This is a genomic window from Microbacterium sp. NPDC078814 (assembly GCF_040702645.1).
In the GTDB taxonomy this organism is placed as follows: Bacteria; Actinomycetota; Actinomycetes; order Actinomycetales; family Microbacteriaceae; genus Microbacterium.
In genome coordinates this window covers 41,535-67,648 of the sequence record NZ_JBFBLT010000006.1, presented here as the reverse complement: position 1 = coordinate 67,648, position 26,114 = coordinate 41,535, and the positions used below count along the sequence as shown (strand labels likewise).

Sequence of the window (26,114 nt, the reverse complement as noted above, 5' to 3'; positions counted from 1 at the left end):
GGATACGACGAAGGGGCGAGCAGACGCCTGCTCGCCCCTTCGTCGTCTCTGCGCGGGATCAGCGCTTCGAGTCGTCCGTCTCGATCACGTCGATCGTGATCTTCTCCAGGGGGCGGTCGTCGTCGAACTCGTCGTCGAGCACCTCATCGCCGCGGAAGGTCTCGACCGACGCCTCGACGACGTCGTCCTCGATGTCGTCGTCGTCCTCGTCGATCGTGGCCTCGGTCACCGCGATCTCGGTGGGAAGGCCGTCGTCGCTGAAGATGCCGTCGGGGCGGATGAGCTCGCGCACTTCGGCCATGAAGCTCGTGAGCTGCTGCTGCTGCCACCGCAGCTGACGGGCGCGGTCCTCGGCGTCGCGGAGGACGGTGGAGGTGTGTCCGGTGACCGCGTCGACGATCTTCTGCGACTTCACGCGGGCACGCTCGAGGATCTCCCTGGCGCGCACCTGGGCGTCGGCCTCGATCGCCTGCGCCTGCGAGCGCATGAGCTTCTCGTAGCCGTCCGCCTTCGCGGAGATGCGCTGCGCGTGCTCCAGCGAGGCCGTGACCTGCTCGTTCGCATCGGTCGTGATGCGCTCGGCGTGGGCGACGGCCTGGTTGTGCAGCACGAGGAACTCCTGCTGCGCGTCGTCCTGACGACGGGTGAGGGTCTCCTCGAACTCCAGCACGCGGGCGTTCATCTCACGGACCTCGCGCTCGGCGTCCGCACGCAGCTGCGTGGTCTCGCGCGTGACCAGCGAGCGGAGCGCGGCGGCGCCCTTCTCGGCCTCGGTGCGGATGGCGGTGGCCTCCTGGGAGGCCTGGCTGACCTTCTCCGCGGCGTGCGCCGCCTCGCGCTCGATGCGCGCCTCGTGGGCCGTGTACTCGGTCTCCATCTTCAGCCGCACCTGGTCGGCGTCGCGCTGCGCCTGCGAGATGATGCGCTCGGCGTCGGCCTCCGCTTCGGCACGCTGCGCGGCCACTTCCTCGCGGGCAGAGGTCATCAGGCGGTCGGCCTGCACGGCGGCGTTCTGGATGAGCACGTTCGCCTGCTCCTCGGCCACGCGCAGGATCGCCTCGAACTGCTGACGCGACGGTGCCTCCTCGCCATCGGCCTGCGGCATGTCGACGAGCTCGGAGGTCAGGGTCGCCACCTGCTGCTCGGCGTCGGAGGCCTTGGCGTTCGCGGCCGCGAGCTCCGCCTCCAGGGCTTCGCGGGCTTCGCGCTCTTCGGCCTTGATGGCCTCGACGGACTCGGCCTCGCGCGCCTTCGCCTCGGCCAGCTCGTCGGCCGCCTGCTGGAGCTGCGTGCGCATCGACGCCAGCGCGGCGTCGACCTCGTTCTTGTCGTAGCCCCGGAAGCCGATCGTGAACGCCGAGGTGGACGAGGAGGACGACTCGCGAGGAGTGGTCTCGATCAGCTGATCGAAGAAGTCCGGCGACCGGTCGTCGTCGCGGGGGGTGCCCGAGGAATCGCTCATGGGTTCAAGCCTTTCTGGCGTGTCCGCGACACGAAGCGGTCTTCGTTTCCGTGGACGGGTTCGCAAGCACGGGGAAGGAGGCCCCGGCGTGCACCGCGTCCGGGTCCTCATCGGAGTCCCTGCGGGGCGCGGCGCGCGTCTAGCCTAATTGCGGCGCCTGTGAATCGTGACCCCCATTTGCACGGGCAGGCAGCGGCACGATCAGGCGCGGCGGAACCAGCGGGCGTTGCGGTCGTCGAGCAGGTCTCCGCGCTCGAACACGGAGACGGGTCCGTCGCTCACCTCGATCCGGCGCGCTGCCGCCTCTGCGGTCACCCTTTCCCGCAGCTCCCGCCACAGCGGCGCGGTCTGCGGGAAGCCGAGGTAGTCGCGGAACGTCTCCACGCGCAGGAGAGTCCCCTCGGCGTCGGGACCGAGCCGCACGACGGTGTCGTCCGGTGCGACGAAGCGGATGCCGACGGTGCCGTCGTCGAGGACGGCGTAGGCCCTCTCATGCCCGGCGACCGCCGCGTGCAGGAGCGCGGCCGCGACCTCCGGCGGCGCCTGGATCCGGAGCGTCGTGCCGAGCTCGGTGAGGAGCTCCGTCATCCGCTCGGCGGTGAATCGCGCGCCCGCGCGGGCGCCGGCCGCGGTGGAGCTGCGTCGCACCCATCGAGGGAGGAAGGCCGCGCCGACGAGGAGAGCGATGATGACGACGACGAGAACGACGGTGAGGACGGAGTCCATGGAGGCGACCTCCCGGCCGCGCGTCAGCGCGGGCCGGACAGGTGATCGAGGACCAGCTCGCCGGAGGCGTTGAGGGCCTGCATGATCTCCTGGATGCGGTGCGGGTCCACCGTCGGCGGCTCGGCGTCGTCGAACCCGAACTGCAGCGGGATGGCGGGATGGATCCACACGCTCGCGCGCCGGTCGACGCCCCCCTCGACGGGCCGCCAGGTCATCATGAAGCTCTCCTGCCGGCGGAGCTTCGTGCCGATGACGATCTTCAGATGCGCGAGCGTCTCGTCCTCGATGAGGATCGGATCCGAGTGCCCGTCGTACCGGAGTCTTCCCATGATGCTGACGGTACACCCGAGCGCGGGGGCGTACGGATCCTGTGCGCCCGCGCCGGTCGCGGAGGGCATCCCGGCGGACCGGGGGAGTGGCGTTCGCGTCGCGGAGGGCCCGCTCTTGGTACGGTGACCGCGGGAGACAACCTGTCCTGGGGCCCGCAGACCAAGAGAGAGCTTCGAGATGACGCGCACGTCCCGTTGGCGCCGGGGCCGGATCGGGATCGTCGCCGTGCTCGCGATCGTGGTCGGCGCGCTCGTCCCCGCGGTCTCCACGGCTGGCACCGCGACCGCCGCGTCCGACGGCTACATGGTCTACCCGGCGTCCGGCAACATCCAGTCGAAGGTCGGCGACGGCTGCCGGAACAATTACCGCGCGCACGACGGCATCGACATCTCCCGCAACGGCGGCACGCCCATCCTCGCCGCGTACGACGGGGTGATCAAGAGTCGTACGTCGAACGGCGGCTACGGCAACTACGTGGACGTGCAGCACGCGGGCGGATACGTGACCCGCTATGCGCACATGGCGGCTCCGGGGTGGTTCGCACCGGGAACCAAGGTCCTCCGCGGGCAGCAGATCGGCGTCGTCGGCAATACGGGCAACTCGGCCGCGTACCACCTGCACTTCGAGGTGTGGCTGAACGGCAAGGTCTACTCGCAGATCAACCAGGGCTTCACGTGTCTCTCCGACGTCACACGAGGGGGGACCATCCCGCTGTTCTTCCCCGGTCTCGGTGCCGGATCGCCCGCCGGCGTCAGCGCCGGAGACTTCACCGGCGATGACAAGGTCGACCTCCTCGTGGTCGCGGGGAACGGTGACCTGCGGCTGCGCGCAGGCAACGGGCGCGCCGGCCTCGCCGGCCCGACCACGCTGTTCGGCAGCGGGTGGGCGAACTCGCGGCGACACATCACGCACACCGATCTCAACGGCGACGGCAATGCCGACCTCCTCGTGGCACGCTCCGACGGGGTCCTGGAGTTCTACGCCGGAAACGGACGCGGGGGCTTCCGCGCGGCGGTCGGGCTGGGCTCGGGGTGGTACAGCATGCGCCACATCGCCTCGGGTGCGGATTTCACGGGTGACGGACGTCAGGACATCCTCGGGGTCTCCGGGTCCGGCAACCTGAGGGTCTACCACGGCAACGGCAGCGGCGGCCTGACCTCCTCGCAGACGATGATCGGCGGCGGCTGGGAGAGCGTCCACTACCTCATCGCGGGCGACTTCGACGGGGACGGACGCGGCGACATCGTCGCAGTCGCGGCCGACGGTCAGCTCCTCCTCTACACCGGGGCGTCGGGCCTGCGTACGGTGCGACAGGTGGGCGTGGGCTGGCAGGAGTTCACCGAGGTCACCGGAGGCGTGGACTACAACGGCGACGGGCGCGCCGACCTGCTCGCGCGCACCCCGGCCGGACAGCTCTACCTCTATCCGGGCAACGGGAACGGCGCCTTCGGCGCGCGAGTGCTCGTCGCCTCCGACGCCGCGGACTACCTCGCGATCGAGTGACCGGCCGGAGTCGAGCACTCCGGGGCGCGTATCGTGGGCGCATGGCCGCGGGGACGTTCGACGACATCGCAGCGGCGCTGTACGCGGGGCCGCCGGAAGCGTTCACCGCCAGCCGGAACGCCAGGGCGAAGGAGATCGAGGACGCTGCGCTCGCCGCGGAGGTGAAGGCGTTGCGGAAGCCGTCGGTCGCGGCCTGGGTGGTCAACGTGTTCGCGCAGGAGCGGGCCGCCCAGCTCGGGGAGGCCCTGGCGCTGGCCGGGGAGCTGCGCGAGGCGCAGGAAGACCTGGATGCCGCCGCGCTGTCCACGCTCAGCAGGCAGCGCCGTGCCCTGACCCGACGGCTCGCCGAGAGTGCGGCGGACCTCGCGGGGTCGCGGGGCGAGCGCGTCACGGCGGCCACGCGGGACGCCGTCGAGCAGACGATCTCCGCGGCGTTCTTCGATCAGGATGCCGCCGCGGCCGTCGCATCCGGACGACTCGTGAGGGCTCTGGAGCCGTCGGGGACCGCGGACGACATCCGCGACGCGGTGGCCGGCACGCTCCCCACCCTGCAGCCGCAACCCCCGCGCCCGCGGGACGAACTGCAGGAGCGGCGGAAGCGGCGAGACGCGGAGCGGCAGGTGGCCGCGGCGGAGAAGGCCCTGGCCGAGGCGGAGCGGGCTCTCACGAAGGAGGACGAGGCGGTGCGGGCACTGAGCGACCGCGCCGAGGAGCTTGCGGACGGCATCGCCGAGGTGGAGGCGCAGCTGGAGAAGCTGCGTCAGGAGGCCGATCGCGTCGAGCGCGACCGTCCTGCCGCGGAGCAGAGGCGCACGGCGGCCGCGGAGAAGAAGGACGCCGCTGCCGAGGCCGTGGAGTCGGCGCGCGAGGCCCTCGACGACCTCTGAGCGGGCCTCAGCTGCCGGCGGAGGCCTTCTCCTCGTCGGAGTTCGGTGTCCAACCGAACCAGCCGTCGTCGGACGGGATGACGCTCCAGTCCCCGCAGACGAAGACGGTCTTCGCCTTGTACGCGGACGGGCCGTCGTCGAGAGTCCAGGTCGGGGCGGAGGTCCGCTCCGTCTCCACGCACTCGTCCGGCAGCGCCGTCGTGCTCGTCAGCAGGAGCACGGCGTCGTCGGCATCCTCGAGGGTCGACGTCCGGAGCGTGAGAGCGGTCGCGTCGTCCGGAACCCAGTCCGCGTTGACCGGCGTGTCCGCGCGGAAGGCCTCGGCGTCGTCGAAGGTCGTGGTCGACTGCTTGTGCACGAGACCCTCCACGGCGGCGCATCCGCCGAGCAGCAGGGTGCCGCTGAGGAGCAGGGCGGCAGCGGGGAGGAGGTGTCGTCGTGTCATACCTCCACTCTGCGGGCGCGGCTCGCGGGCGGCGTCCGCCGGGGGAGGTATCCCTCGTCGCCCGGAGGAGTGATCTCTGCCGAAGGCGCCTCCGATAGCCTCGGGGGATGCGGGAGGAAGTCCTCGAGGGCGGCAATGCGAGCGGACCCGTCGTGCGGGTCGGGGACACCGTCCGCAAGGCGTGGACACCCGCGACCCCGCACGTCATCGCCTATGTGCGGGCGCTGCGGAATGGCGGCGTCGACGCGCCCGAACCGCTCGGCAGAGACGCGCAGGGGCGGCAGATCATCGAGTTCCTCCCCGGGACGCTCGCCATGGACGCCGCACCGCTCTCCGCCGCCGAGCTCGGCCGCGTGGGCGGGATGGTCCGCCGGATCCATGACGTCTCGGCGCGGTACGTCCCTGCTGCCGACGCGATCTGGGAGCCACCCCTCTCGGCGCCCGCGCAGGAGCTCATCTGCCATAACGATCTGGCGCCGTGGAACCTGATGCTCGGCGACCGCTGGGTCTTCATCGACTGGGACGGCGCCTCCCCGAGCACCCGGTCGTGGGACCTCGCCTTCTCCGCGCAGACGTTCGCGCTTCCGGATCCGACTCGGGACCCGCAGCGCTCCGCCGCCGACCTCGCGGCGTTCGTCGACGGATACGGCGCCGACGAGGAGCTGCGCGCGGTGCTCCCGGACATGATGCGCCGGCGCACGCAGGCGATGCTCGACCTGCTGCGCTCGTCCGCGGTGGTGGGGCGCGAGCCGTGGGGGACCATGTACCGCACCGGGCACGGGGCGCACTGGGCGGCGGTGCTCGACTACGTCACCGCGCATCGGGGTGTGTGGCAGCGCGCGCTGGGGTGAGGTTCCGCCGGTCTGCTTCTCCTAGGGTGATCGACATGAGTGACGACGTCGGCCGCGCAGTGATCGCAGATCTGTGCCGGATCCCGAACCCGGAGTCGATCGACAGGACGACGTACGTCGACCTCGGCGGTGTCTCCCAGTTCGTCTCCATCCGCGGTCGCAGCACACGGAACCCCGTGCTCGTCGTCTGTCACGGCGGTCCTGCCCTCCCGTCGCTGCCCTCGTCGTGGGCCTGGCAACGCGGCGTGGAGGACTACTTCACGGTCGTCAACTACGACCAGCGCGCGAGCGGCAAGTCCGCGGAGTCCGTGTCCGAGGACGTGGACCTCAGCGTCGACCGGTACGTCGACGATCTCGTGGACCTGATCGCGTGGCTACAGGGCGAGCTGGGCGTGCAGAAGGTCGGGGTGCTCGGGCACAGCTGGGGGACGGTCCTCGGGCTCACCCTCGCCCGACGGCGTCCCGACCTGCTGTGGGCGTACGTCGGCGTCGGCCAGGTCATCTCCGGTCCCGAGAACGAGGAGGAGAGCTTCCGCCACGCGATGCGGAGTGCTGTCGCGGACGGGAACGAGCGGGCGATCTCCGAGCTGCGGGCGCTCGGGGAGTATCCCGGCGAGGAGCCGCTGACCGTCGAACGCATCGTGACCTGCCGGAGATGGGCGCAGTGGTCGCCGAGCCTGAAGGTCGCCAGACCCGCTACGAGATCGCCGACCCGCATCTTGCAGCGGCCCTCGTCGCGCTCGTCGATGTGACGCTGGCTGTCGACGCGCATGCGCCGTGCGTGGATTCAGCGTGCATGGTGGTTGGTTGCTGCGCGACGGGAGTGGACGCGTGAGCGCGGCGTGCGGCTGCGAGCACGAGCCCTCTAGTACTGCTGACGAAGAATCCGACGCGGTCGAGCAGCCCTGGTGGCGAGACCGCGGGATCATGGTGCCTGTTTTCTCCGGCATAGCGTTCCTGGTCGGACTGATTCTCGAGTGGTCGGGTCAGGAGATCCCGGCGCTGGTACTGTTCTGGATCGGCCTACTGCTGGGTGCGTCGACGTTCACGCCCGGTGCGATTCGGAAGCTCTTCAAGGGCAAACTCGGCATCGGGCTGCTGATGACAATCAGCGCCATCGGAGCAGTCGTCCTCGGCTACGTGGAGGAGGCCGCGGCCCTGGCGTTCTTGTACTCCATCGCTGAGGCACTCGAGGACAAGGCGATGGACCGCGCCCGCGGCGGGCTGCGTGCACTGCTCAAGCTCGTACCGGAGACAGCGACCGTCTTGCAGGGCGGCACTGCCGTGCACGTCCAGGCGAGAGAGTTGATGGTCGGTCAGGTCATGGTTGTCCGACCGGGCGAGAGGATCGCGACCGACGGGATCGTCCGCTCCGGTCGCTCCAGCCTGGACACATCGGCTATCACTGGCGAATCGATCCCGGTCGAGGTCGAGCCCGGCGATGTGGTCTCGGCCGGCGCGATCAACAGTGTCGGTGCACTGGAGGTCGAGACAACTGCGGCCGGCAGCGACAACTCGCTCACCACGATCGTTGAGCTGGTGGAGAAGGCGCAGACGGAGAAGGGTGAGCGTGCTCGTCTAGCCGACAAGATCGCCCGACCGCTGGTGCCAGGCGTTCTGATCCTCGCGGCGCTCGTCGCGATCATCGGTTCGGTGCTGGGCGATCCTGAGGTGTGGATCACCCGCGCGCTTGTGGTACTCGTTGCGGCGTCTCCGTGTGCGCTCGCGATCTCGGTACCGCTGACGGTCGTCGCCGCGATCGGTGCGGCGAGCAAGTTCGGTGTAATCATCAAGTCCGGTGCTGTTTTCGAGCGCTTCGGTACGGTCCGCCACGTTGCCGTCGACAAGACCGGCACACTCACCCGCAACGAACCGGCAGTCACCGCCGTCCTCACCGCGAACGGCGTGACGGAGGCTCAGGCCCTGGCGTGGGCGGCAGCGTTAGAGCAGCACAGCACGCATCCTCTGGCTGCCGCGATCACCGCAGCGGCCCCGGGTACTCTGGCGGCTGCCGATGTGACCGAGCAGCCCGGGCACGGCATCGACGGCACCGTTGACGGATCGAGAATCACCGTCGGCAGCCCCCGCTGGCTGGACGCCGACGACCTGACGGACCGGGTGGCGGGGCTCGAGGAGCAGGGCATGACCGTCGTGATCGTGCACCGTGACGGGTCCCCGGTCGCCGCGATCGGCGTTCGCGACGAGCTGCGTCCCGAAGTCCCCGACGTGGTCCGGACGCTGACAAGACAGGGCATCGGCGTGACGATGCTCACCGGCGACAACACCCGCACCGCTCGTGCACTGGCTGCGCAGGCCGGCATCACTGACGTGCGAGCCGAGATGCGCCCCGAAGACAAGGCGGCCGCGATCGGTGAGCTGTCGAAGGCAGGGGCGGTCGCGATGATCGGCGACGGCATCAACGACGCTCCGGCCCTCGCTGGCGCGGACATCGGTATCGCGATGGGCGCGACCGGCTCCGACGCGGCGATCGAATCCGCGGACGTCGCGTTCACCGGCCATGATCTCCGCCTCATCCCACGGGCGTTCGATCACGCCCGCCGAGGGCGACGGATCATCAACCAGAACATCATCCTGTCGCTGCTGATCATCACGGCACTGCTCCCGCTCGCACTCTTCGGAGTGCTGGGGCTCGCGGCCGTCGTCCTGGTCCACGAGGTCGCGGAGGTCATCGTGATCCTCAACGGGCTGCGAGCCGCCCGCGCACACACTCCGCGGCTGGAAAGCTGATGCTCGCAACCATCGGATCAGCGATCGGCTTGTTCGCAGCGACCAACATCGACGACATCGTCGTGCTCACCGTGCTGTTCCTCGCCTCAAGCCGGGGGAAGCCCCGGCCCTGGCAGATCGTCGCTGGCCAGTACCTCGGGTTCATCGCCCTCGTCGTGATCAGCGTGATCGCCGCGCTCGGCCTCACGATCGTCCCGGACGAATGGGTCGGTTTCCTCGGCCTGATCCCGCTCGGCATCGGTATCTGGACGCTTGTCGCCGGCCTGCGCCGCAACGGCGATGACGATGACGACGACGCCAAGATCACCGCGGTTGGAATGTGGGGTGTTGCGGGGATCACGATTGCCAATGGGGCGGACAATATCTCTTTGTACACGCCGATCTTCCGCACCACCGCACCCGGCGACGTCGCCGTCATGATCGTCGTGTTCCTCGTTCTCGTCGCCGTCTGGTGCGCCGCTGGACGGCTGATCGGCACCAACAAGGCTGTCACTGAGGGGCTGGAACGCGTCGAGCACTGGCTCGTCCCGGCCGTGTTCATCGGTCTGGGTCTGTTCATCCTGATCGAATCCGGCGTCATCGTTCGTCTGATTGAGGTCCTCGCATGACGTCGCCCGAGGCAGAAGCTCGCCCGTCCGCTCCGCGGAAATTGTCGCCGGCACAGCGCTGGCAACTCACTGGCGGAGCGCTGCTGATCGCCGCGGTTGTTGTTCTGATCGATCAGGGAACGAAAATGTGGGCGGAAGCAAGCCTCACCGAACGCGAGCGCATCCCCCTGATCGGGCGGCCTGGCTGGTTGCAACTTGCTTACAACCCCGGAGCGGCATTCTCCTTCGGGGAGGGCTACACCTGGGTCTTCGCGCTACTCGCCGTCGCCGCCACCATCGCAGCGATCGTATTCGCACTCCGAGTTCAGCGCCCAGGTTGGGCGATCATCGTCGGCGCGCTCGGCGGAGCTGCAGCATCACACGCAGGCGATCGTCTCTTTCGGGGCCTGGATTCGCCCGCGGACATGTCGTGGACTTCCTCGCCTATGGGAACTGGTTCATCGGGAACATCGCCGACATCGTGATCTTCGCAGCGGCGATCGCGGCGCACTCCTAGTCTCGGCGACCTTCTGCGGCAGCGACTGGACCAGCCCTCCGACGCGCGTGACCTCCGCGGCTTTGGCCGCTTCGTTGCTTTTGACTCGTTGGAAATCGTCCCAACCGAGATAGGACGCCGCGTACGGGGCGGACACGCCGGAGGTGATGCCGAAGCTGGCGAGAGCAACGGCGCTGAGGGCGCGATGTCCGAGCGCCCCGCGCCGGCTGATGCGCAGCTTCCAGAAGGAGTCGCGTTCAGCGGGGGTGGGCGCGCACCCGCAGTCCTCGGATGATGCAGCTGCTTCGTTCGCGATGTGGGCGTTCACGCTTTCCCTTCTTTCAGTCGCATGGATAACGTGTTCGCGCGTCCATCGTCTCCTGGGGGGCTGCCGCTTCCGTGGCACCTCGCCACATGTGACTGATTCGCGCTGGGTATGGTCGGCGCGTAACTGCGTCGTCGCTGCGACCCGATGGCCGGGGTCCGTACATCAGTCATGGCGCTGATCCTTCTTTCGGCGCAACTGTCGTGCGACGAGAGCTGTGGCGATGACGCCAACTCCGACCACGCCTACGGCGATGATGAGGGGAATCGCGATGGCTGTGGTTTCGTCCTGGGGTGGGGATGTCGGTGCCGACGACGGCTCTGAGTTTTCCGTTTCACCGCTCGTTGTGGGGGTAGGCGACGGAGTCGACTTACCGGGTTGAGCGCGGGACTCTTCATTTCCGCATGCTGGTTTGTCCCACCCGAATTCGGGGTCCACGCCTGTCGGTGCGTAGGTGAACGTGTAGCTCTCGGAGATGGGGTGCCCATCGCTGGAGACCGCGTTCCAGAGGACGGTGTAGACACCAGGTTTTCCGAGTCTCACCGGAGTGGTGAGGACGTTGCGGTCGATAGTCGAGCACGCGCTCTCGTAGTACAGACCATCGGGGCCTTGGACCTGCGCGAAGCTGGCCTGGCTGAAGTCGATGAGCTCTCCGCTGAAGGTGAGGGCGACGGCGTCGAGCTGTGTCACCGTCTCTTCCGGCGCGGGTACCGCGTCGAGGAGGTTATCGTGCGCCATGGCCGCGGGTGCGGGGGCGACGATGATGCTCAAGGCAATCAGGGTCATGATGCTGCCGGCGAGCCAGGTCGGGCGTCGGGTCGAGGTCACCGCGATGCGTCCTTTCGGGAGGTGTGCGTGGGGAGGGTAACTGAGTTTGTGCGCTGGGGGCGCAGCACCGAGGCTGCGATCAGGGCCGCGAGCAAAGCCGCGATTCCGACGATGATGATTCCTCCGACGCGCTGGTCCTGGAGCGGGGTGGATCCCCAGCTCCGTCCCATGGCGCCGAACCACTCGGCGACGATGAGGTCTGTTCGGGTGATGGTGGCGATGCCGATGAACACCGTCGTCAGAGTCAGAGTGATGAGTGCGGTGAAGGTCCACCGCCGAGATCGCCCGGGAGCGGGCACGGCGCCATTGCGCCGGAAGAGCGAACTGACGAAGAGGCACCCGATAACGAGGAGGTGCGTGATCATCCATTCGCTTCCGAGTTGGTCGTAAAGCGACCATCGGAAGAGGTCCGAGTATGTGATCAGCCACATCGTGGCGGTGAACAGTATGGCGGTGATGATGGGGTTGAGCGCCAGCCGAATTGTTCGGCTGGCGGCAACCCACAGAAGCCATTCGAGAGCTCCGCGGCTGTCGTCGTCCCGAGGATGTATGACGGTGAGTGCGAGCACGAGGGGCGCAGCGGAAACGAGAAGTACCGGTATGACGAGGCCGAGAAGTGCGAAAGAGAGGAAACGCATACTGATCAGAGGTTCGTCGTACACAGCGAGCGGGCCACTGGTGGTCCACACGAGCGCGCCCATCCCGATCACCCAGCCGATGGTGCGCCGCATCGGCCAAGGCTGCCCGAGACGTCTCATGCGCTCCACCCCGGCAAGGTAGAAGAACACCGCGAAACCTCCCACAATCACCCACAGCAGATCAATGCTCCACGCCGTGAACCATCGCTCCGTCGTGAATTCTGGCGGGACTGGGGCGTCGGTGAGGATCTCCGCGGCCGTGGTCTGAGGAATCGTGATCGTGTCCGCGGGTGCGGCTGTTCGGGCAAGGGCCGCGGCGGCGCCGCTTGCGATACCCATGAATGCCAGCTCGACGCACACGAACATCCAGAAGGTGTTGCGGCCCTCGCCCGCTTTTGCGATGAGTCGACCGCGGTAGGCGGCTCCGAGGATGCCCATCACCACCAGCGCGAGGATCTTTGCGAGCAGGATCAGCCCATACGGCGTGACGAGGTCGTCCCATCGTCCGAGGGCAGTGAGCGCCCGGGCATACCCCGATACGGCGACGACGACGAAGGCGATGAGTGCCAACGTCGAGTACCGTCGGAGTATGTCCTCGAGGGTGGACGATGGAAGGCCCGGACGGATCACGATGAGCAATGTGAGCCCGCCGAGCCACACCGCCGCCGAAACGATATGCAGGGTGAGAGACATGACTGCCGCGTCGTGGTTGGCCAGTTCCCCGGAGTGCCCCTGAGTGGACATCGGAATCAGGCTGATGATCGCGAGCATCGTTGTGACGAGCACGGCACCGTAGCCGCGCACCGCGAATGCGAGCACGGTCACGACCGACGCGAAGATGGCGGTGATGAGCCAAGATCTTCCAAGCTCGGTGTCGAGGAGGAAACGGCCCAGTTGTGCGCCGAACTCTGCCTCCAGGCTCACCTTCGGGTTGAACGAGGACAGGAAGGTGAGGAAGGTGACCGTCCCGCTCGCGACGGTAAGAATTGCGGCACCCGCCGAGGCAAGATTGAGCGCGGTGAGGAAGGGCTTCGTGCCGGATGCGAGAGCGAACAGAGCGAACACGAGTGGTCCTACCATTGCAGCGCCAGAGAGGTTGACGAGTAGTTTCGCGACCGGGAGGCCCCAGCGAACCACCGCGCCGGGGTCGCTGGTCAGCCTCGGTGCAGCTCCTCCGCCGATCACCAGCCCGATGACGACGGCGACGATTGCAGAGACGACGAAAATCGTCAGCCCGGCGACGCGGAGAATAGGAGGCGTCACGGTGTCGCTCCCTCCGTCGAAGAGGTTTCTTCGTCAGGGTCTTTCGTGATCGGTTCTGTGCACGCATCGTTCTTCGGAAGCTGCTGAATCGCTCCGGCAAGTGCTTGGAGAACGGCGTCGGCCGACAACGTCGTCGTGTCCACATACACTTGCGCTGCGGGCTCCCGCCCGTAGGTCGTCAACCGTAGATTTGGTGTCTCCGCTTCGTCCACGATCCAATCGACGCCCCCCAAACTCACACATTGCAGCGTGGTGGGAGCCGGTGAGTCCAGCCCGCAGGTGAGCAGCACGCTGGTGGGACTTCCCCATGCGCCAGTGGCTTGCGCGTCCGTCCACACCCGCGCCTGATCACCGATAGAGTCGGGTAGCCGGGCCGTGACCTCCGCGCACAACGGATCGTTCGCTTTCGGAGCCGCCTCGAGATGCACGGTGGGAGCGCACCCGCTGAGCAGAAGCAGCGCGCCGAACGCCGCACCAAGCGAGAGCGATTTTGTCTTCACAGCGTGTTCCCTTCGTGAAAACGGAAATCCTCGCCCGCTCGCTGCTGACGAGTAGCGGTGGTGACGAGCAGCATCAATACGGTTCCCATGCTCAACGCCCACCCGATCCACGGCATAAGAACCACCGCTGGCGTGGTCCCGGTATAGAGGGGCACTTCGGTGACGTTTGCGCCTTGCGTGTTCACCGCGAGCTCTGCAAGTGGGGTCCCATCAGGGCGGATGACCTGGCTCGTGCCGGTCGTCGACACGTTCACGATGCTTCTTCCGGTTTCGATGGCGCGCATACGCGCAATAGCGAGCTGCTGGAGGTTCTCATCTGTGCCTCTGAAGTCGGCGTTGTTCGTCTGGAACACGTACAGTTGTGCGCCCTTCGCCGCGCTGTCCTCAATGACGTTGTCGTAGATGACGTCGAAACAGATCGCCAGACCGACGGGAACACCGCCGACGTTCACGAGGGGCGTGTTTGAGCCAGGCGTGTACTCGCGCTGAATGAGTCCGATGAGGTCAGGAGCGATGGCCTCGTAGAACCAACGGTCCGGGACGTATTCGCCGAAAGGCACGGGGTTGGCTTTGTCGTGGATCTGCTGCGGTCCGGCGCTCGTCCACAGGATCGACGTATTGAAAGTATCGTCGCCGCGCACGGTCGCCGCATTCACCAACACCGGAGCGCCGGCGTCTGCTACGAGTCGGTCAAGCCGGTCGGTGACGTCTGCATCCTGGAAAGGATCCGCGTCGACTGCGCCTTCTGGCCAGACGAGAAGATCCATCCCCCGACCGAGGAGAGGAGCTGTCGCCCCTTCCTGAGCCCGCATGATGTCGCCGGGTGCTTTGGTGTCGAAGTAGCCGCTTGGTCCGTTTCCTTGCACCCATCCGACACGTATGGCACCTGCCTGCGTAGTGGGGAACAGGGGGGCGAGCGCGGTGGCAGTGAGAGCGAGAACTGCGACTGCTCCCGGTCGCCGTCGTCGATGAGCGAGTGCGTCCAAGCTGCTCGCGCAGATGAGGACCGTCAGGAAGGAGAGCCCGGTAGTTCCCACCCAGGAGGCGGCTTCCGCGAACGGGCTTTGAGTAAGGGTGAATCCGATCCGCGCCCAGGGGAACCCCGTGTAAGGGAAAGTTCCCATCACGGTTTCGCGCAGCACCCACACGCCTGCGATGAGCGCAGGCGTGATCATGGAATATCCGCACCGCGAGCGGCTGGTCATCACCCTATATGCGAGCGCAATCAGCATCCCACCGGCACCAAAGAGCAGCGATTCCAGTCCGGCCAACGCCACCCAGGGGATGGGGCCGAGAAATCGTGAGACCCAGACGAGGTGGGTGAAATAGAACGCGGCCCCGTAGACGAGGGCAACCAAGAACGCCGCGGGTAGCGAACGCCCGCGCAGTGTCCACAGGCCGATCGTCACACTCGCAAAGGCCACGGGCCACCAGCCGAGCTCCGGGTACGCAAGATCCAGCGCGGCGCCGGCGATAGCGGACGCGACTATCGCAACGGGCAACGGTACTGCCGTCGACATGGTGCGTGGATCGAACCCGATGTGACGACTACACCTCCTGCGGGAGGCGATTGGGCGCCTCACGACTGCATCAACGTTGAGGGTCATCAGAGTTCAGTTTGCTGAGGTAGGAGTTATACGCGTCGAGCTCTGAGTTCCCATGCAGATCGACGTACCGGTCTGCAGCAGCAGCAGCGGCCGTGTCGCTGCGGAACCAGCGGTGCATCACGTACACCAGCATCAGCACCGTGGGCGCTTCGCCATACGACCAAGCCAGCGCGCCGGCAAGCTGTTGATCTTCGAGGGGGTCGACGCCCAGGGCCTCCGTGGGTGCGACGAACGAACCGACCAGGATCGTGCTGGCCATCATGAGAAACACTCCGAAAAACGCGTGGAGTGCGGCTTCGGCGAACACATCGAGTGCCCGCGCTCCGTGACCCAACCTCACCGGGAGTGGATCCGAAGACAGGATCGGAATGGTGAACAGCACGCCGGCGAGGAGGAACGCCAACTCGAGCATGACGTGGCCGGCAGGCAGGGCGAGGATGACGTCCGCCGAGCCCGCGAGGTAGAGGCCGTAGAAGGCGAACAGGTAGAGGGGAACCGTGCACCACGGGCTGAGCAACCACCTGGCGGCGCGACTCCGAAGACCGGTATGCGCTGCCGTGAGGATCATCCGGCCGGCTCCACGGTGCGGTGTCGCTCGGAGGAGAAGAGTGCCCGGCGAGCCCAGAACCAGCAACGGCGGCACCGTCATCATCAGGGTCAGCTGCTGGAACATGAACACAGAGACAAGGACTTCTCCGTACGCCTCTACCCCAAGGCCAGTGACTGCCGCCAGGAGAACACATCCGAGAAGAAAGCTGACGGTCCGCCAGACGGACCAGCGCCGACCATGCATCCATAGGCGGACCGCTCCGACGAGATAGAGGGCCGCAAGGACTCCGGCGATGACGGGCAACACAGGAATGGTCAGATCCGCCGGCGCGAGCAAGGACTGCAGCGTTGGCGGAGTGTCGGGGATCGCGCCGCTCACAAGCATGGTGTTGACGCGAGGTTCCCGCAGATCATTTCCGGATCACCTTGATCGTCGCCCCCGCCGCCAGGAAGACCACAGCGGCGACGGGCTGAGCTATCTCCCACACGACACCGGAGAAGGGGAAGGGCATCACCGGATTCCAGAGCACAGCCACCGCGACGAAGATCGGTACCCACCACCAATGACGGGCCTGCACGGCGAACCATGCGATGATCAGCCCGAAAATCGACGCAACAAACAGGACGAGTGGCGCCCAGCCCGCCTGGACGAGCAAAGGCGCGAGAAACAGGATGGCGGCAGCGACGAGGCTGGGGGCGAGAGCATTGCGCTGATAGGTGGAGGGAACACGTTGTTTGGGGCTCATGGGCGGGCCATCTCTTCGGCTGGTGCGGGATCTGTGGATTCGGGGCGAGAAGGCGAGGAGTGTCGGCGACTGGCGCGCAGACCCGCGATCACAAGGAACACGGCGCCGATACCCAGGGCGACATCGGCCAGATTTCCGATGAAGAGGTTTCCGTAGGCGAGGAAGTCGGTGACGTGTCCGATTCCGAACGACGGGGGAGAGAAGAGGCGATCGATGAGGTTGCCGATCGCGCCTCCCACGATGAAACCGAAGCCGACTGCTGACCATGCGTTTTGGGTTCGCGTAGCGGCTCCCACGAGCAGAGTGGTCGCGATGACGCCGACGACAGTGATGACCCAGGTCGCATCTTCGCCCAACGAGAAGATCGCCCCCGGGTTGAACGCCAATTGAAGACCGAGCCAATCGCCGACCAGGGGTATGCGCTGATCCTGGCTCAATGAGCTCAGAGCGAGGGCCTTGGTTCCCTGATCGACCAAAGTGACGATCGCGGCGATGATCAACACCACGGCGAACCTTCGTGCCCGGTCACGCATCGTGACCCCCCTCCCCAGCCGCCGTATCTCTAGAAGCCTGGGCACGGTCTTGCTGGTGGCGCCGGCGTCCGGCCAGAATCACTCCGACGACGCCGAACCCGAGAATCACTGCCAGGCCGCCGACGAAGAACACGGGCAGCATCTCGGACTCTGCTCCGCCTGATGGTGTGCCACCGTATGTCTGCCTGGCAGGAGCGGGCTCTGGCTCCTCCGTAGTGTTGTCGGATTCTTCCGGGCTGGGACTGGGATTGGGGCTCGGCGTTGCGGGTGGCGCGGTTTTCGTACTCGGTCCGGGCTGTCCGACGGTGTACGAGAACTGCCCGCTGATCGGATGCCCGTCCCCAGAGACTGTCTTCCAGCGCACTGTGAACAGACCATCGGCGGCTTCCGGGGAGAGATGCTGAGTGATCGATTGACCGCTCACCGTCGGCGAATCGACAGCAACGTCTTCTCCGCCTTCATCAAGGACCTCGATGATCGTCGTGCCGGCCTCGTTGTTGAGGGTTCCCGTGAACATCAGTGAGATCTCATCAGGCGAGCCGCTGATGGTCGAGTCGGCAACGGGGTACGACGAGTCGAAGTTGTCGTCAGCGACAGCGACCGTCGGGGTGGCGACGACGACTGCTCCTGACAACAGCACGGCGGATAAGACAATGGCGGTGCGTCTGGGGAGGTTCTTATGCATGGGTGTCGTGCTCTCCGGGATGCGATTCGGGTTCGATCTGGAAAGTGGAGTGCTCGATGCTGACGGCGAAGTGCTCGCTGACGCACTCCTGAAGAGTTGTCAGCAACGCCGCGGAGGTCTCCATGGTGACGGTGTCGTCGACCACGACGTGGGCACTGAGGGTGGGGAGGTCCGTTGAGACCTGAGTCGCGTGCAGATCATGCACCGCGACCACGTGCGGAAGGGCAAGGATGTGGCGGCGGACATCGTCCAGATCGAGACCCGGGGGTGTCGATTCCAACAGCACACGTCCGGATGCTCGCAACAGGATGAGCGTGCGAGGGATGATGAGCAGGGCGATCAAGATACCGGCGACGGCATCGGCCTGATACCAGCCGAAAGCGGCGATGAGGATCGCGCTGGCGATCACGCCTACGGAGCCGAGGGCGTCGTTGACGACCTCGAGGAATGCGGCGCGCATGTTGAGATTGCGTCCGCGGCCGCTGAACAGGACGAGCATGGATGCGATGTTGGCGACCAGGCCGACGATACCGAAGAACAGCAGGCTTCCTGACGCGATCTCTGGGGGTTCGAAGAGCCGCCGTATACCTTCGACGAGCGCGAAGATGCCGACCCCGAGGAGCAGCGCTGCTTGGGCGAGTGCTCCGAGAACCTCGGTCCTTTGCAGGCCAAAGGTGTACTTGGGGGTGGGAGGGCGATTCATGAGATGCGCCGCGGTGACGGCCATAGCCAACCCGGTGACATCGGTGAGCATGTGCGCCGCATCGACGAGTAGTGCGAGGCTGCCGGTGATGATCGCCCCGATCACCTCGATGACGAAGACCGAGGAGGTGATCGCGAAAGCGATGATCAGACGATTGCGGGGAGTGGCGTCACCCACTCCGTGCGAGTGCCCTGCTTCTGTCATGGTGATCCTTTCAGGGGCGGTCGATGATGTTGGGGGCGACGATGGCAGCATCACTCCATGCCCCCGGAATCGTGTCTGCGCCGGTTCGGGAGTACTTCGGGATGCCGACCGTGAACAGTCCGGGAATATGCGTGTTGGCTTGTGTCCGAGCACCGGTGGGTTCCGGGGCGGGTAGCCACTTGTCGCCGGGTTCGTAGCCGGTAGCGAGGATCATGGAGTGCGGCTGCATCGTCGACTCATCGGCAAATGTCACGACGGCTCCGTCGGCCTCCACGACGGGGGGCGCGTGGCTCACGCCGGCCAGAGCGGTGGGCGCGGGGCCGGAACGAATCGAGTGGTTGCGGCGCAGCCTCGGCCAGATGGACCATCGCGCTGACGGCCGCGGTCGTTCTGTTCGGGTGGATAGAGTGACATCTCGCGAGTGAGCGAGTTCTTCGGCGATCTGTACGCCGCTGAACCCTCCGCCGACCACCAACACGGTCCCCGAAGGGATCTGGCCCGGGTGTAGGTACTGACTGGAATGTAGAACCGTTCCGGGTGCCGACAGATTCTGGCGCCAGGTAGGGACTCGGGGCACTGCCGCAGATCCTGTGGCACAGACAACGTTTCGCGTTTGCACGTCCCCGATGGACGTCGAAAGGTGCAACGTGGATCCGTCTCCGCGGCGTTCCACCTCGAGAGCGCGAACGCCCCAGAGAGGTTTCACGCCGAGCGTCTTCTCTACAGAAGCCAGGTAGTCGCTCATCTCGCGACCGCCTGGATGACGGCGATTGTCCCCGGGAAAGGGGAACCCGGGGAGAGTGCTGTTGCGAGCATCGCTGAGAAGCCTCATCGAGTGCCAACGGGTTGCCCAGCTTCGTTGACCGGTCGGCGCGGAATCGATGATGACGAAGTCTTTCTGTGCCTCCAGCCCATAGGACGACAGCGCGGACGCCATCGCCAATCCAGATTGGCCGGCCCCGACGATAATCGCTCGGCGATGCGATAACGAACGCACCATCACTGCGTCCCGTTCACCGCAGCTTCGATGCCGTCCTCGAGGTCCGTCCACTTCTCCAATACGACCTGCTCCCCGTCGATGAAGAACGTCGGAGTGCTGCTGACGCCGAGTCGCTCGCCCTCATCAACGTCGAACTCCACTCGTTGTGCGGTCGCCGGATCCGCGACCGCTTCATCGAAAGCAGCCATATCCAACCCGAGCTCCACAGCGAAACCCCGGAACAGGTTCGCACGCGACTCCTGAGCCTCACCCCACTGGGCCTGTGTTTGGAACAAGCGGTGGTACATGTCTTCCAGCCGTCCCTGCTGGGCCGCCGCTTCTGCCGCGATCGCAGCGTTCTTCGAGTTGAAGTGGCCAGGCAACGGGAAATACCGGATGACGTAGGTGATCTCCCCATCAAACTTCTCACGAAGGTCCTCGACCAGCGGGTAGAAGGCGCCACACGCCTCGCACTCAAAATCGAGGAACTCGACCACGGTGACCGCTGCGTCGCCGCCATCGTCGAGCACATGTGAATTCTCTCGCACCACCTGAGGGCCGTCGTTGCCTTCTGTCTCGGGCGCGGAGGCCCGATTCTCACTGAGAAGGACGTACACCAGCGCGACGACAAGGAGGACAACGACGAGACCCACCGTGACGAGGATCGCCTTTTGAGACGCTTTCATTTCTCTCCAACCACAACACAGCACAACGAACGTGAACCCCACCGAATGTGAAGCGCCATCGTGAGATGGCTGATCGATGTCAGGTGCGCGACAGAGAGAGTTGCGTGAGGGAAAGAGTTCGTGCAAACGGGCGGTCGGGTGCGGCCCTCATCTCGGGCATGCGCGGAAGTCGCTCGCGATTTCCGTTCGGCACGCGATTTACGAAGGCTCGAGCGACGATGAGGATCAGGAAGGAGCAGACGAGGCCAAACACGCACCCTGTAAGGCCGATCAGTGCGTTCGCGGAGGCGCCGTCTATCAGGAGCCGTTCCGATGAGGCGCCACCAGAACCATGCGTCGACGAGCCAACCGCACCATAGCTCGTAAGCTCGGTTTCCATCGATGCAGTCGAGGTAGCAGTGAGATATGGAGAGGCGTCCGCGTCGCGATGACCACCGGACCATGCTCCGACAATCAAGAGCAGGGCCAACCCAAGGCCTGTAATGATCTTCGTTATCAGGAGCTTGTCAACAGACGCCGCCTGGTTACGAGACCGGCCAGACGTGATCATTTCACGAGGATGTTACCAGCCTCGACAATCAAACCGTACGGGTACGCACCCTCGTGGACGAGGCCTCCTGGACTAGTACCTACTAGGGCCCTCCATGACTGACACCACCACCAAGCGCTCCGTCCTCTTCGTCGGTGTCCACAACGCCGGACGCTCGCAGATGGCGGCCGGATGTCTCCGCGACATCGCAGGCGACCGCGTCGAGGTCCGCTCGGCGGGATCCATGCCCGCCGAGCGGTCCAACCCGACTGCTGACGAGGCGATGGGCGTGCTCGGAATCGACAGCACAGCCGAGCAGCCCAAAAGTGCTGACAACCGAAGCCGTGCAGGCGTCTGACGTCGTCATCAGTATGGGATGCGGCGAGGCCTGTCCGTTCTTTCTTGGCAAGCGCTACGAGGACTGGAAGCTGGACGACCCAGCGCGCCAGGGTATCGACGCCGTCCGTTCGAACTGCGACGACATCCGCGCACGCATCGAACAACTCGAGAGTGAACTCACCTGATCTCGTGGGCGGGATGGCAATCCGGTGGTGCATCGTCAGGAATGTGTCACCGCAAAGCGCGTAGAGAATCCGACGCCGTCCCCGTCCGAGTGACATCTAGCGTCATCTCACCGCGCTTCCGACATTATCGCGGCCGATGCACTCGTTCTCAGTGGGGTGTCCGACTGAACGGACATCCGGACGGGTGCAGCGGGGGGCTCCAGCGCACAAGACGCAGAACCTCTGATGTTTATCTGATGTACTCTGGTCTCATGAGCACCGCGACTTTCACCGATCTCCTCCGTAAGCCGAAGGATGTCCTTGCCCACATCGACGAGGGCCAGGTGCGTATCACTCGTCGGGATGGCGATGACCTGGTGATCCTTCGTGGCCACGACCTCGACACGCTCGAGCTTGGCGTGAAGCTCTCCAGTGAACTGCTCCGCGCTATCGGGCGGAACAGGGGCGATGTCGGCGCTGCGCTGCGGGAGCTCTTCGCGTGGACGAGTGAGTTCGATGAGGGCGAGCTGGCCACTTACGCGAGCGAAATTGAGCGGCTGGTTTACTCCGCCAGCGAGTTGGGCACGTTTGAACGCCTGCTGCGTGCTCAGCACGAGTGGCGGGAGACTGCTGCGGCTTACGCCATGGGTGCGCGGCCGGCTAAGCCGATCGATCTGACGGAGACGTCTGCGCGGGTCGAGCGCCCGTAATGGCGGGAAGGCGGGGATCGTCGGTTCCGCGACCGACAAGGGTCAGCGAGTACGAGATCGTCTTCGGCGACGTCGCGGCGGAGCGCGGGTGGCGCGACCTTCGCGCGACCGCGAAGAACGCCCTCGCGGATGCCTGGGACTACCTGACCGCTCACCCGACGCGGTTCGACAGCTCGCGCTGCTACCAGCTGAAGGGCAACCTATCTACAGCGGTGGTGGGCGGGAGGACCCTGCCCGTCTGGCAGTACAAGGTCACGGACGGCGCGAGGCTTCGCTACGCGGTCGACGCTCCCCAGCCGAAGGGCAAGAAGCCGGGACGGGTGATACTCATCGAGGCATCCCCGTCGCATCCGAACGACACGGACTCGTCGAAGAACTTCCGGTAGGCGCGATCCTGAGTGAAGCTCGGCACGTTCCAGGAGGTGGTGGACAAGGCGCCACGCCTCGATGCAGTGTCCAGTGGAGTCGCCATCGCTATAGTTCAGTGTCCCGTGTATAGTCATCGTGTGCTGACTATTGCTTCTCGTCTTGATGTGATGAACCGGCTGGGTCGGGCGATGGCCGACCCGACGCGTTCGAGGATCCTGCTGTCGCTGCTGGATGCCCCGGGTTATCCGGCCGAGCTCGCCCGTGATCTTGAACTGAGCCGCACGAAGGTGTCGAACCATCTCACCTGTCTTCGGGGCTGTGGACTGGTGATCGCGACGCCGGAGGGTCGTCGCACGCGGTACGAGATCGCAGATCCGCACCTGACGGTGGGCCTGCGGCATCTTCTCGACGCGGTTGTGGCGGTCGATGAAGGCGTGCCGTGCGTTGACGAGAAGTGCGAGTGCTGCGCATGAGCGCGGAGTGCTGCGGCGACGACGAGCCGCGGAAGACAGGCACCATCCACCGCGTCGAGTTGTCGCTACCGCAGGGGGGAGACGGCTGCTGCGGCCCAGAGGTCGTGCAGGCGGCGGCGGGCGTATCTGCTCATGATGACGGCGATGCGTGCTGCGGCCCCGCCCTGCCACCAGCCGCCGGCGCCGATCACGAGTTCGAGGTGCGTCCACCGTGGTGGCGGGACATCGCTCTACTGCCGTCGGCGCTGTCCGGTGTGTTCCTACTCGCCGGGTACGCGTTCGAGTGGACGGGCCTGGAGATTGCCGCACTGGTGCTGCAGTGGGCAGCTCTGCTCGCTGGCGCGTACACGTTCGTTCCCGGTGCGATCCGGCGCGTGATCCGTGGCCGGCTCGGTGTCGGTCTGCTGATGACGATCGCTGCTGTCGGCGCCGTCCTGCTCGGGCACGTCGGTGAAGCAGCGACCCTGGCGTTCCTGTTCTCCCTCGCTGAGGCGCTGGAGGACCGAGCGATGGACCGCGCTAAGGAGGGCCTGCGCGCACTGCTGTCACTGATCCCGGAGACGGTGCGCGTCTCACGGCTCAGTGGCGACATCACGGTCCCTGCTGCCGATGTGCGCGAGCTCGACATCCTCGTCGTCGGAGCGGGCGAGCGTGTGGCGACCGACGGTGTCGTCGTCGAGGGACGCTCCAGCCTGGACACATCGGCGATCACCGGGGAGTCCATCCCGGTCGAGGTCGGGCCCGGCGACGTGGTCGCGGCAGGTTCGGTGAACGGGTCGGCGACGTTGCGGATCGAGGCGACCGCGGATGGCCGCGACAACTCCCTCACGCAGATCGTCTCGCTGGTGGAGCAGGCCCACGCCCGCAAGGGCGATCGGGCACGACTAGCGGATCGGATCGCGCGCCCGCTGGTTCCCGTCGTCCTGATCGCCGCGGCGCTCGTCGCGCTGTTCGGCTTCGTCGTCGGTGACCCCTGGACCTGGATCGAGCGGGCACTGGTGGTCCTGGTCGCGGCGTCCCCGTGCGCGCTGGCGATCGCGGTGCCGGTCACCGTGATCAGCGCCATCGGCTCCGCGTCGAAGTTCGGCGTGGTGATCAAGTCCGGGGAGGCGTTCGAGCAGCTCGGCACGATCCGCGCCGTCGCGCTGGACAAGACCGGGACGCTCACCCGCAACGAACCCGCGGTGGTCGACGTCCGACCCGCCGACGGGACCAATCGCGACGACCTGCTCGCCTGGGCTGCCGCCATCGAGGCGACCAGCACGCACCCCTTGGCCGCCGCGATCACCGCGGCATCCCCGAAGGCGCTGTCCGCCATCGATGTCGTGGAAGAAGCCGGCCACGGCATCGCCGGCCGCGTCGACGGCACACTCATCCGCGTCGGGAACGCGCGCTGGCTTGACCCGGCCGTGCTCAGCACCGCCGCCGAAGGGATGGCTGCGGAGGGCATGACCGTGGTCGTCGTCGAAGCCGACGGCGCTGTCGCCGGGCTCATCGGCATCCGTGACGAACTGCGCCCGGAGTCGGCCGAGACCGTGCGGATGCTCCACAGTCAGGGCATCGAGACCGTCATGCTCACCGGCGACAACGAACGCACCGCCCGCGCCATCGCCGCCCAGGCAGGCATCGACGATGTGCGGGCCGAGCAGCTGCCCGCCGACAAGGCCCACGCGATCGAATCCCTGACCACCGTCCGCCCGACGGCCATGGTCGGGGACGGCATCAACGACGCCCCAGCACTAGCGACCGCCACGGTCGGCATCGCCATGGGACTGAAAGGTTCGGCGGCCGCCATTGAGTCCGCCGATGTCGCGTTCACCGGCCACGACCTCCGCCTCATCCCCGGCGCGCTCGCGCACGCGCGCCGCGGGCGACGCATCATGACCGCGAACATCGCCCTGGCCCTCGCCATCATCATCGTGCTCTTCCCGCTGGCGCTGTTCGGCGTTCTCGGTCTGGCCGGTGTCGTCCTGGTACACGAGATCGCCGAGGTCGTCGTCATCCTCAACGGCGTCCGTGCAGCCCGACGCCCCGCTGCTCTCCGAGAGCTAGCGCCGGCACCCGAGCCCGCACGCGCCTGACCAACCCTGCGGTGATATCGCCGTCCGAGCTGGAGCCATCCTTCGTGAAGACCCCCGTCAAAGTCAGCCTCATCACCGGTGCCGTCGTTATCGTCCTCGTGATCGCAGCTCTGGTCGTGGTCATGCTGACCCGGCCCGCTGCTCCCGACCCTTCCGGCTCGGCGGGCGCACTGCCCGGCGCCCGGACTGACTCGCACGTCCTGGACGACGCCGGCCCGGATGCGCCGACGCTGGTGGAGTTTCTCGACTTCGAGTGCGAAGCCTGCGGAGCGTTCTACCCGGTGGTCGAACAGATCCGCGCCGACTATGAGGGCGAGATCAACTACGTCGTGCGGTACTTCCCATTGCCCGGACACTTCAACTCCATGAACGCCGCCCTCGCCGCCGAAGCGGCAGCTCAACAGGGCAAGTTCGAGGAGATGTACGCTCGCCTGTTCGAGACCCAGGCTCAGAGGGGCGAGCAGCAGACCTCTCACACCCAGTTGTTCCGGACGTTCGCCGAAGACCTAGGCCTCGACATGGACTCGTACGACGAAGCAATCGCCGACCCCGCCACCAAGGAAAGAGTCGAAGCAGACCGCAACGACGGCCAGTATCTCAACGTCAGTGGCACGCCGACCTTCTTCCTCGACGGCGAGAAGCTCGAGCTCACCCAGCTCAGGGACCTCACGGATGCCCTCGACGAGGCCGTCGCTCGCTGACACTATCGAGCGTGCGCGAGGCCCGCCTCAGCGGACAGACTTTGAATCAGAGGATTTCGTCGACCAACCTCTCGATGCGTGCCCGGATCTCGTCTCGGATCGGGCGAACAGCCTCGATGCCCTGACCGGCAGGATCGTCGAGCTTCCAATCCTCGTAGCGCTTGCCAGGGAAGAACGGGCAGGCGTCGCCGCATCCCATGGTGATCACGACGTCGGAGGCCTGCACGGCTTCGGTGGTGAGGATCTTGGGCTGCTCGGCGGTGATGTCGATGCCCAGTTCCTTCATCGCTTCCACGGCGATGGGGTTGATCTGGTCGGCCGGCATGGAGCCGGCGGAGCGGACCTCGATGCGGTCGCCGGCGATGTCGCGGAGGAACCCGGCAGCCATCTGGGAGCGGCCGGCGTTGTGCACGCAGACGAAGAGGACGGAGGGCTTGGTGGTGTCGGTCATGAGGGCTCCTGTGGGT

General features: G+C 66.3%; 29 protein-coding genes and 3 pseudogenes. 14 read left to right on the top strand and 18 right to left on the bottom strand.

What is annotated here, in order from left to right:
- Window positions 1–58: 58 nt before the first annotated feature.
- The 3 genes from AB0300_RS13110 to AB0300_RS13100 all read right to left on the bottom strand — a co-directional run bounded on the left by AB0300_RS13110 (window position 59) and on the right by AB0300_RS13100 (window position 2,517).
- Complete coding sequence (locus AB0300_RS13110) at window positions 59–1,462, bottom strand: cell division initiation protein (RefSeq protein WP_366216145.1); 1,404 nt, start codon at window positions 1,460–1,462, stop codon at window positions 59–61.
- A 201-nt stretch (window positions 1,463–1,663) separates the two neighbouring features.
- Window positions 1,664–2,188 carry a hypothetical protein gene (locus AB0300_RS13105; RefSeq protein ID WP_366216144.1) on the bottom strand — a complete coding sequence of 175 codons (525 nt, stop codon included), beginning with the start codon at window positions 2,186–2,188 and terminating at the stop codon, window positions 1,664–1,666.
- A 23-nt stretch (window positions 2,189–2,211) separates the two neighbouring features.
- A complete protein-coding gene (locus AB0300_RS13100) occupies window positions 2,212–2,517 on the bottom strand; it encodes a hypothetical protein (RefSeq protein WP_025104600.1) in 306 nt (101 codons plus the stop codon).
- A 178-nt stretch (window positions 2,518–2,695) separates the two neighbouring features.
- On the opposite strand from AB0300_RS13100, the gene AB0300_RS13095 reads away from it, so the two are divergent.
- On the top strand, window positions 2,696–4,021 hold the full coding sequence (locus AB0300_RS13095) for a VCBS repeat domain-containing M23 family metallopeptidase (protein WP_366216143.1): 1,326 nt from the start codon (window positions 2,696–2,698) through the stop codon (window positions 4,019–4,021).
- A gap of 41 nt (window positions 4,022–4,062) precedes the next feature.
- Window positions 4,063–4,908 (top strand): transposase, encoded by an 846-nt coding sequence (locus AB0300_RS13090; RefSeq protein ID WP_366216142.1) that lies wholly within the window; start codon window positions 4,063–4,065, stop codon window positions 4,906–4,908.
- 7 nt (window positions 4,909–4,915) lie between these two features.
- On the opposite strand, the gene AB0300_RS13085 is transcribed toward AB0300_RS13090, so the two are convergent.
- A complete protein-coding gene (locus AB0300_RS13085) occupies window positions 4,916–5,353 on the bottom strand; it encodes a hypothetical protein (RefSeq protein ID WP_366216141.1) in 438 nt (145 codons plus the stop codon).
- 107 nt (window positions 5,354–5,460) lie between these two features.
- On the opposite strand from AB0300_RS13085, the gene AB0300_RS13080 reads away from it, so the two are divergent.
- From AB0300_RS13080 to AB0300_RS13055, 6 genes and pseudogenes are all read left to right on the top strand, one after another.
- A complete protein-coding gene (locus AB0300_RS13080; RefSeq protein ID WP_366216140.1) occupies window positions 5,461–6,204 on the top strand; it encodes a phosphotransferase in 744 nt (247 codons plus the stop codon).
- A gap of 35 nt (window positions 6,205–6,239) precedes the next feature.
- Window positions 6,240–6,707: pseudogene (locus tag AB0300_RS13075) on the top strand (alpha/beta fold hydrolase); the annotation flags it as partial.
- A 138-nt stretch (window positions 6,708–6,845) separates the two neighbouring features.
- Window positions 6,846–7,039 (top strand): annotated as a pseudogene (locus AB0300_RS13070) (transcriptional regulator); the annotation flags it as partial.
- Window positions 7,036–8,952: a cation-translocating P-type ATPase gene (locus AB0300_RS13065; protein WP_062635479.1), complete on the top strand. Its 1,917-nt coding sequence runs from the start codon at window positions 7,036–7,038 to the stop codon at window positions 8,950–8,952. The pseudogene AB0300_RS13070 and the gene AB0300_RS13065, both read left to right, overlap by 4 nt.
- Window positions 8,952–9,560, top strand: coding sequence for a cadmium resistance transporter (locus tag AB0300_RS13060; protein WP_029266243.1), 609 nt, complete (start codon window positions 8,952–8,954; stop codon window positions 9,558–9,560). The genes AB0300_RS13065 and AB0300_RS13060 overlap by 1 nt, the downstream gene beginning before the upstream one ends.
- A complete protein-coding gene (locus AB0300_RS13055; RefSeq protein ID WP_231868230.1) occupies window positions 9,557–10,024 on the top strand; it encodes a signal peptidase II in 468 nt (155 codons plus the stop codon). The genes AB0300_RS13060 and AB0300_RS13055 overlap by 4 nt, the downstream gene beginning before the upstream one ends.
- Here the strand turns inward: AB0300_RS13055 and AB0300_RS13050 are convergent.
- The 13 genes from AB0300_RS13050 to AB0300_RS12990 form a co-directional block, all read right to left on the bottom strand.
- A complete protein-coding gene (locus AB0300_RS13050; protein WP_183152932.1) occupies window positions 9,998–10,363 on the bottom strand; it encodes a hypothetical protein in 366 nt (121 codons plus the stop codon). The two genes, AB0300_RS13055 and AB0300_RS13050, sit on opposite strands and share 27 nt — an antisense overlap.
- 162 nt (window positions 10,364–10,525) lie before the next feature.
- Entirely contained in the window at window positions 10,526–11,188 is a 663-nt protein-coding gene (locus AB0300_RS13045) for a copper resistance CopC family protein (RefSeq protein WP_051667920.1), read from the bottom strand.
- Window positions 11,185–13,089 (bottom strand): cytochrome c oxidase assembly protein, encoded by a 1,905-nt coding sequence (locus tag AB0300_RS13040; protein ID WP_062635481.1) that lies wholly within the window; start codon window positions 13,087–13,089, stop codon window positions 11,185–11,187. Before AB0300_RS13040 ends, AB0300_RS13045 begins: the two co-directional genes overlap by 4 nt.
- On the bottom strand, window positions 13,086–13,589 hold the full coding sequence (locus tag AB0300_RS13035; RefSeq protein WP_036331304.1) for a DUF3515 family protein: 504 nt from the start codon (window positions 13,587–13,589) through the stop codon (window positions 13,086–13,088). The genes AB0300_RS13040 and AB0300_RS13035 overlap by 4 nt, the downstream gene beginning before the upstream one ends.
- Window positions 13,586–15,109: an apolipoprotein N-acyltransferase gene (gene lnt, locus AB0300_RS13030; RefSeq protein ID WP_051667918.1), complete on the bottom strand. Its 1,524-nt coding sequence runs from the start codon at window positions 15,107–15,109 to the stop codon at window positions 13,586–13,588. Before lnt ends, AB0300_RS13035 begins: the two co-directional genes overlap by 4 nt.
- Window positions 15,110–15,179: 70 nt before the next feature.
- Window positions 15,180–16,130, bottom strand: coding sequence for a cytochrome c oxidase assembly protein (locus AB0300_RS13025; protein ID WP_029266234.1), 951 nt, complete (start codon window positions 16,128–16,130; stop codon window positions 15,180–15,182).
- Between the two features lie 25 nt (window positions 16,131–16,155).
- A complete protein-coding gene (locus AB0300_RS13020) occupies window positions 16,156–16,491 on the bottom strand; it encodes a DUF6804 family protein (protein ID WP_029266233.1) in 336 nt (111 codons plus the stop codon).
- Window positions 16,488–16,997 carry a signal peptidase II gene (locus AB0300_RS13015; protein WP_231868231.1) on the bottom strand — a complete coding sequence of 170 codons (510 nt, stop codon included), beginning with the start codon at window positions 16,995–16,997 and terminating at the stop codon, window positions 16,488–16,490. The genes AB0300_RS13020 and AB0300_RS13015 overlap by 4 nt, the downstream gene beginning before the upstream one ends.
- A 19-nt stretch (window positions 16,998–17,016) precedes the next feature.
- Window positions 17,017–17,709 (bottom strand): copper resistance CopC family protein, encoded by a 693-nt coding sequence (locus tag AB0300_RS13010; RefSeq protein ID WP_029266231.1) that lies wholly within the window; start codon window positions 17,707–17,709, stop codon window positions 17,017–17,019.
- Window positions 17,702–18,616 (bottom strand): cation diffusion facilitator family transporter, encoded by a 915-nt coding sequence (locus tag AB0300_RS13005; RefSeq protein WP_029266230.1) that lies wholly within the window; start codon window positions 18,614–18,616, stop codon window positions 17,702–17,704. The genes AB0300_RS13010 and AB0300_RS13005 overlap by 8 nt, the downstream gene beginning before the upstream one ends.
- 10 nt (window positions 18,617–18,626) lie before the next feature.
- Complete coding sequence (locus tag AB0300_RS13000) at window positions 18,627–19,616, bottom strand: NAD(P)/FAD-dependent oxidoreductase (RefSeq protein WP_029266228.1); 990 nt, start codon at window positions 19,614–19,616, stop codon at window positions 18,627–18,629.
- Window positions 19,616–20,281 carry a thioredoxin domain-containing protein gene (locus AB0300_RS12995; protein WP_029266226.1) on the bottom strand — a complete coding sequence of 222 codons (666 nt, stop codon included), beginning with the start codon at window positions 20,279–20,281 and terminating at the stop codon, window positions 19,616–19,618. The genes AB0300_RS13000 and AB0300_RS12995 overlap by 1 nt, the downstream gene beginning before the upstream one ends.
- A gap of 79 nt (window positions 20,282–20,360) precedes the next feature.
- A complete protein-coding gene (locus AB0300_RS12990) occupies window positions 20,361–20,831 on the bottom strand; it encodes a hypothetical protein (RefSeq protein WP_136025418.1) in 471 nt (156 codons plus the stop codon).
- 94 nt (window positions 20,832–20,925) lie between these two features.
- On the opposite strand from AB0300_RS12990, the pseudogene AB0300_RS12985 reads away from it, so the two are divergent.
- From AB0300_RS12985 to AB0300_RS12960, 6 genes and pseudogenes are all read left to right on the top strand, one after another.
- Window positions 20,926–21,334: pseudogene (locus tag AB0300_RS12985) on the top strand (heat-shock protein HtpX).
- A gap of 251 nt (window positions 21,335–21,585) precedes the next feature.
- Window positions 21,586–22,023 (top strand): hypothetical protein, encoded by a 438-nt coding sequence (locus AB0300_RS12980; RefSeq protein ID WP_136025417.1) that lies wholly within the window; start codon window positions 21,586–21,588, stop codon window positions 22,021–22,023.
- Window positions 22,023–22,409, top strand: coding sequence for a hypothetical protein (locus AB0300_RS12975; RefSeq protein WP_029266222.1), 387 nt, complete (start codon window positions 22,023–22,025; stop codon window positions 22,407–22,409). The genes AB0300_RS12980 and AB0300_RS12975 overlap by 1 nt, the downstream gene beginning before the upstream one ends.
- Before the next feature lie 120 nt (window positions 22,410–22,529).
- Window positions 22,530–22,865, top strand: coding sequence for a metalloregulator ArsR/SmtB family transcription factor (locus tag AB0300_RS12970; RefSeq protein WP_366216139.1), 336 nt, complete (start codon window positions 22,530–22,532; stop codon window positions 22,863–22,865).
- Window positions 22,862–24,946: a cation-translocating P-type ATPase gene (locus tag AB0300_RS12965; protein WP_231479865.1), complete on the top strand. Its 2,085-nt coding sequence runs from the start codon at window positions 22,862–22,864 to the stop codon at window positions 24,944–24,946. Before AB0300_RS12970 ends, AB0300_RS12965 begins: the two co-directional genes overlap by 4 nt.
- Window positions 24,947–24,990: 44 nt before the next feature.
- Window positions 24,991–25,647: a thioredoxin domain-containing protein gene (locus AB0300_RS12960; RefSeq protein ID WP_029266216.1), complete on the top strand. Its 657-nt coding sequence runs from the start codon at window positions 24,991–24,993 to the stop codon at window positions 25,645–25,647.
- 46 nt (window positions 25,648–25,693) lie between these two features.
- Here the strand turns inward: AB0300_RS12960 and AB0300_RS12955 are convergent, their stop codons facing one another.
- Complete coding sequence (locus AB0300_RS12955; RefSeq protein WP_029266214.1) at window positions 25,694–26,098, bottom strand: arsenate reductase ArsC; 405 nt, start codon at window positions 26,096–26,098, stop codon at window positions 25,694–25,696.
- Window positions 26,099–26,114 lie beyond the last annotated feature (16 nt).

Coding starts and splice junctions, on each gene's coding strand:
- AB0300_RS12965 (WP_231479865.1), top strand. CDS start 22,862: ATGAGCGCGGAGTGCTGCGGCGACGACGAGCCGCGGAAGACAGGCACC.
- AB0300_RS13105 (WP_366216144.1), bottom strand. CDS start 2,188: ATGGACTCCGTCCTCACCGTCGTTCTCGTCGTCGTCATCATCGCTCTC.
- AB0300_RS13055 (WP_231868230.1), top strand. CDS start 9,557: ATGACGTCGCCCGAGGCAGAAGCTCGCCCGTCCGCTCCGCGGAAATTG.
- AB0300_RS12995 (WP_029266226.1), bottom strand. CDS start 20,281: ATGAAAGCGTCTCAAAAGGCGATCCTCGTCACGGTGGGTCTCGTCGTT.
- lnt (WP_051667918.1), bottom strand. CDS start 15,109: ATGTCGACGGCAGTACCGTTGCCCGTTGCGATAGTCGCGTCCGCTATC.
- AB0300_RS13090 (WP_366216142.1), top strand. CDS start 4,063: ATGGCCGCGGGGACGTTCGACGACATCGCAGCGGCGCTGTACGCGGGG.
- AB0300_RS13020 (WP_029266233.1), bottom strand. CDS start 16,491: ATGAGCCCCAAACAACGTGTTCCCTCCACCTATCAGCGCAATGCTCTC.
- AB0300_RS12975 (WP_029266222.1), top strand. CDS start 22,023: ATGGCGGGAAGGCGGGGATCGTCGGTTCCGCGACCGACAAGGGTCAGC.
- AB0300_RS13060 (WP_029266243.1), top strand. CDS start 8,952: ATGCTCGCAACCATCGGATCAGCGATCGGCTTGTTCGCAGCGACCAAC.
- AB0300_RS13005 (WP_029266230.1), bottom strand. CDS start 18,616: ATGACAGAAGCAGGGCACTCGCACGGAGTGGGTGACGCCACTCCCCGC.
- AB0300_RS12955 (WP_029266214.1), bottom strand. CDS start 26,098: ATGACCGACACCACCAAGCCCTCCGTCCTCTTCGTCTGCGTGCACAAC.
- AB0300_RS13095 (WP_366216143.1), top strand. CDS start 2,696: ATGACGCGCACGTCCCGTTGGCGCCGGGGCCGGATCGGGATCGTCGCC.
- AB0300_RS13085 (WP_366216141.1), bottom strand. CDS start 5,353: ATGACACGACGACACCTCCTCCCCGCTGCCGCCCTGCTCCTCAGCGGC.
- AB0300_RS13080 (WP_366216140.1), top strand. CDS start 5,461: ATGCGGGAGGAAGTCCTCGAGGGCGGCAATGCGAGCGGACCCGTCGTG.
- AB0300_RS12990 (WP_136025418.1), bottom strand. CDS start 20,831: ATGATCACGTCTGGCCGGTCTCGTAACCAGGCGGCGTCTGTTGACAAG.
- AB0300_RS12980 (WP_136025417.1), top strand. CDS start 21,586: ATGAGCACCGCGACTTTCACCGATCTCCTCCGTAAGCCGAAGGATGTC.
- AB0300_RS13100 (WP_025104600.1), bottom strand. CDS start 2,517: ATGGGAAGACTCCGGTACGACGGGCACTCGGATCCGATCCTCATCGAG.
- AB0300_RS13010 (WP_029266231.1), bottom strand. CDS start 17,709: ATGCATAAGAACCTCCCCAGACGCACCGCCATTGTCTTATCCGCCGTG.
- AB0300_RS13000 (WP_029266228.1), bottom strand. CDS start 19,616: ATGGTGCGTTCGTTATCGCATCGCCGAGCGATTATCGTCGGGGCCGGC.
- AB0300_RS13025 (WP_029266234.1), bottom strand. CDS start 16,130: ATGCTTGTGAGCGGCGCGATCCCCGACACTCCGCCAACGCTGCAGTCC.
- AB0300_RS13110 (WP_366216145.1), bottom strand. CDS start 1,462: ATGAGCGATTCCTCGGGCACCCCCCGCGACGACGACCGGTCGCCGGAC.